Origin of the sequence: Acinetobacter sp. (genome assembly GCF_045628685.1) — a bacterium.
Taxonomy (GTDB): domain Bacteria; phylum Pseudomonadota; class Gammaproteobacteria; order Pseudomonadales; family Moraxellaceae; genus Acinetobacter.
The window spans coordinates 1-4,186 of record NZ_JAZQPV010000038.1; the positions used below are offsets into that span (position 1 = coordinate 1).

Sequence of the window (4,186 nt, forward strand, 5' to 3'; positions counted from 1 at the left end):
AATGGCATATTTACGCTACCAGCGCACCGCCCACAGGATGATTTCGCCCTGAAAATGCCGACCATGGAAGGGATTCATATGCTGAATCTTTAGCTGAAAGAGCATTCAGCTTACCATCAGCGGTTATTTGCAACAGTGCCAAACCCGATAGTGTTAACTATGAAGCTCTAATCTTATACAAGTTAGAGCTTCTGTTTTTCTGAGCTTAGTTACCACGATAGGTTGAATATCCATAAGGACTAAGCAATAAGGGAATATGATAGTGTTTTACCGAGCCATCGGTTTGGAAAATCACCGGAACTTCCGGAAAGAAAGAATTTTGCTTATTTTTCTTAAACCAGTCTCCTGTTTTAAATGTGACTTTATATATCGTATTATCTAAAGTTTTATTTTCTGGAAATAATGCAGTTACACGACCTTGCTCATTGGTTTTAGCTTCTGAAATCTGTATCCATTTTCCACTTTTCTGTTCTTCTAAAGTAACTTTTACATCGGGTGAAGGCAATCCACTTTCCAAGTTAAGAACATGCACACTTAAAGGATTTTGCGCCATTACCCAACTTGAAATGAATAAACTGCCAGCGAATAAAAAAAACTTGTTCATATGAATTTATCCTGAATTAAATTGATTTAAATTTGTTTGAGTGTAATTTCTATACCCTGTTGTGCACATTGATCATCTTGAATTGACCCACCTGCACCCGCTACACCAACTGCACCTAATAACTGACTTTTATAAACTACGGGCACTCCTCCACCTAAAAGTAATAATTCAGGTAAGCTGGTTAAATTCTGTGAATCAACATTCTTCTGAGCATTACGCATAAATTGTAAGGTAGTCACCTTGCTTGAATATGCGGTAAAAGCTTTCCTTTGCGCTGCGATTAAATTATGTATACCCACAGTTTCATGCCGTTGACTTGCTAGGACATTGCCACTCTGATCTAAAACCACTACAGCCGCAGGTTTAGCAGTAGTGCTACATGCCTGCATGACATTGGTGACCAGTTGATTGGCGAGGTTTAAATCCATGACATAGCTGGTTTTAGGAGCTGAATAGGTGATTGAACTAAATAGAAGTACCGGAATAAATAAAAGTTTTTTCATCATTTCTATTAAGCTAGATTAAGAGATAAGTTAGCTTATACAAAATAAAGTCATGATTGCATGACAATAAGATTACGGATTTGTAATGTGGAAACAGACAAATTCATATAATATTATTTGGATGCAGATACTTATTATTGAAGATGAAACCAAAATTGCTGAATTTCTAGCCAAAGGGTTAAATGAATCTGGTTATTTATCCAGTATTGCTCATGATGGATTAACAGCGTTAACGTTGTTACAAGAAAAAAACTTTGATTTAATGATTTTAGATGTCATGTTACCTGGAATTGATGGTTGGCAAGTATTAAAGACCTTAAGGACTTTTTCTAAAATTCCAGTACTCATGCTGACTGCGAAAGATCATGTCTTGGATCGGGTTAAAGGCTTAGAACTAGGTGCAGATGATTATTTAATTAAGCCCTTCTCTTATATTGAACTATTAGCACGGGTCAAGAGCCTATTGAGACGCAGTGTAAAAATCGAGTCTGAATATTATCAAGTTGAAGATTTAATTTTATACCGGCTTGAACGTACTGTTTATCGGAACCATCAAAAAATCGACTTAAGCTCTAAAGAGTTTTCGCTTTTACATTTATTAATACAACATCAAGGTGAATTATTAACCCGATCTCAAATTGCCTCTGAAGTGTGGAATATTAACTTTGATACAGACACCAATGTGGTAGATGTCGCTATTCGTCGTTTACGTGCCAAAATTGATGACCATTTTCAGCCCAAGTTAATTCATACTGTTCGGGGTATGGGATATCGTTTAAGTATAAATAAGTGAAAAATCAGCTAAGTTTAACAACACGCTTAAGTATTTCCTTCAGTATTATTTGTTGCACTGTATTTTTTGGTATTGGTTTACTTTCTTATCACAATATGCAGCACCTGTTAGCCAAACAACGGGATCAGAATTTAACTGCACGTGTTGAACGCATCGAAATTTTTTTACAAGATCAAGAAAGTTTTCAGATTTTAGTTCAACACCCTCGTCTGTATGAGAATATGCTGGGAAAAGAAAATAATCTTTTAATCTTAAAAAACCAGCAACAAGCCTTAATTGAGATTAATCCACTGAAAGTCCATATTCCAGAGATGGCCGAATCAAAAACCATTACCTTTCTGGATAATCAGTCTGAATTTGCTACAACCCGTTTGGCCTATAAAACTGTTGTTTTTAACCATCAACATTATCAACTCATTGCTGGCACACAACTTGATGAAGCTCAATCTACTTTAGACCAGTATCTATGGAAATTGATTCTCTATAGCTTATTGGGAATTGGAATGGCAAGCCTACTCGGCCGTTGGGTGGGTTTGTATTTACTCAAATCTTTAAATAACTTGATTGAGCAAACACATAAAATTCAGGGTACTCAACCACATCAGCGAATCGAAGTTCAAAACACCACCATTGAAGTTGATAAACTCAGTTCAGCAATGAATGCTATGTTAGAAAAAATTCAAATTAATTATGACCAATTGGCACGGTTTTCTGAAGATATTGCACATGAACTAAGAACTCCCTTAAATAATTTAATGGGTCAAACACAAATTATGCTCATGCAATCTCGGTCACCACAAGAACTGGAGCAGCTTTTATATTCTCATCTTGAGGAATATGAACGACTAAGTAAGATGATAGACAATATGCTGTTCATCGCTCGTTCTGAGCACAGCGATTATATTATCGATAAAGAAAATATTGATTTATCCAACCTTATTTTAGAATTGGTCCATTATTTTGAATTCTTAGCTGAAGATAGGAAAATGACATTTGTTTTAGATTTAGAAAAGGAAATTCAAATATATGGTAATGCAGATTTATTAAAAAGAGCGCTGTCTAATCTTATAATCAATGCTATTGATTATGGATTTGAAAATCAAGACATTGTGATTTCAACAAAATCTACAGTAAATTATGTCAATATTGAAGTATTAACTAAAAATATTTTTATTGATAAACAACATTTGAATCATTTATTTGAACGTTTCTATCAAATTGATAGTAGTCGACATGCCAAAGCAAAAACTGGTGGTTTAGGATTATCAATAGTTAGATCTATCATGCTGTTACATAATGGAGAGGCAAATGCCTATAACACTCAGGCAGGCATTATATTTAGTTTAAAGATCAGAGATTAACTTAAATTGTATTAGTTCAGACTTGATCGTACATTCTTCTTGAAAAAGAGAAAGTTACCCGTTTTGATAAAGGTGTCGAATCTCAATCAAAAAAAAGTAATTTTCTTATGTTGCATACTAAAAAATCAAATCATTAAACACAAAGTAGGTCTGCTCAATTTAGCCAAAGAACTTCAGAATGTATCCAAAACCTGTAAGTTCATGGGTGTTTCAAGAGATACATTTTATCGCCATCAGGAGTTGGCAGAGTCTGGCAACGTGGATGCTCTCATCAATAAATCTCGACGTGTTCCTAATTTAAAAAATCGTGTAGATGATGCTATAGAGCAAGCTGTTCTCGATTTCGCAATCCAGTATCCAGCCTATGGTGCAAAATCAATAACTACTTGGACATCTATTCTTATTTCATCTGGACATTTTTTTCTGCTTTAGGTTTTAATGAGACTACACAAAGCCGTGGAACATTGTTTAATAAGTAAGTGTGGAACATGATAAATCATTAAAAAAGCCCACCGTATCTGAATTGAGCTTTATCGAGCCAATTAACACATTGAATTATATAAAATAAAAAATTGAATTACGTATAAGGTGTATTATGTTAATTTTAATCCGAATCCTGTTTGAGCCAATGATTTTTTCAAGTCAATTTCTTATCCGAGATTCGGGTTATCCTAGAAAGAATATGCGAGTAAGTCTATTGCCTTTTTCTGATGAATACCACTTGAGACAGCGGAAAAAAATTGACGTCACGCGACTCATAAGTTGTCATTTGCGACGCATAAAAGTAAGCGTCCGCTGAACCCCACTTTTCTTATTTTCTCAATATCCCGATAGTGTCCATTATTTATTAAATGGACATTATGTTTATGGCCTTAGACACTTTTATAGACACTGAACAAACGACAGAAAGAACCCGCAGAATCTT

The 4,186-nt window shown here is 34.7% G+C and carries 4 protein-coding genes and 1 pseudogene; 3 read left to right on the forward strand and 2 right to left on the reverse strand.

Features of this window, described 5'->3' with window-relative positions:
- Nucleotides 1–205 precede the first annotated feature (205 nt).
- Both uraH and ACKI4H_RS05110 read right to left on the reverse strand, forming a co-directional pair.
- The gene (gene uraH, locus ACKI4H_RS05105) at nt 206–604 is read right to left on the reverse strand and encodes a hydroxyisourate hydrolase (protein WP_131317575.1); all 399 of its coding nucleotides are present in this window, start codon (nt 602–604) and stop codon (nt 206–208) included.
- 26 nt (nt 605–630) lie between these two features.
- Entirely contained in the window at nt 631–1,107 is a 477-nt protein-coding gene (locus tag ACKI4H_RS05110) for a heme-binding protein (RefSeq protein ID WP_378235458.1), read from the reverse strand.
- Nucleotides 1,108–1,228: 121 nt separating this feature from the next.
- Between ACKI4H_RS05110 and ACKI4H_RS05115 the strand changes: the two genes are divergently transcribed.
- The 3 genes and pseudogenes from ACKI4H_RS05115 to ACKI4H_RS05125 form a co-directional block, all read left to right on the forward strand.
- A complete protein-coding gene (locus ACKI4H_RS05115; protein WP_407304260.1) occupies nt 1,229–1,900 on the forward strand; it encodes a heavy metal response regulator transcription factor in 672 nt (223 codons plus the stop codon).
- Entirely contained in the window at nt 1,897–3,261 is a 1,365-nt protein-coding gene (locus ACKI4H_RS05120) for a heavy metal sensor histidine kinase (RefSeq protein ID WP_407304258.1), read from the forward strand. The genes ACKI4H_RS05115 and ACKI4H_RS05120 overlap by 4 nt, the downstream gene beginning before the upstream one ends.
- 107 nt (nt 3,262–3,368) lie before the next feature.
- A pseudogene (locus ACKI4H_RS05125) lies at nt 3,369–3,630 on the forward strand (helix-turn-helix domain-containing protein); the annotation flags it as partial.
- Nucleotides 3,631–4,186 lie beyond the last annotated feature (556 nt).

Excerpts from the sequence above, each read along its gene's own strand:
- uraH (WP_131317575.1), bottom strand. The coding sequence starts at position 604 with ATGAACAAGTTTTTTTTATTCGCTGGCAGTTTATTCATTTCAAGTTGG.
- ACKI4H_RS05110 (WP_378235458.1), bottom strand. The coding sequence starts at position 1,107 with ATGAAAAAACTTTTATTTATTCCGGTACTTCTATTTAGTTCAATCACC.
- ACKI4H_RS05115 (WP_407304260.1), top strand. The coding sequence starts at position 1,229 with ATGCAGATACTTATTATTGAAGATGAAACCAAAATTGCTGAATTTCTA.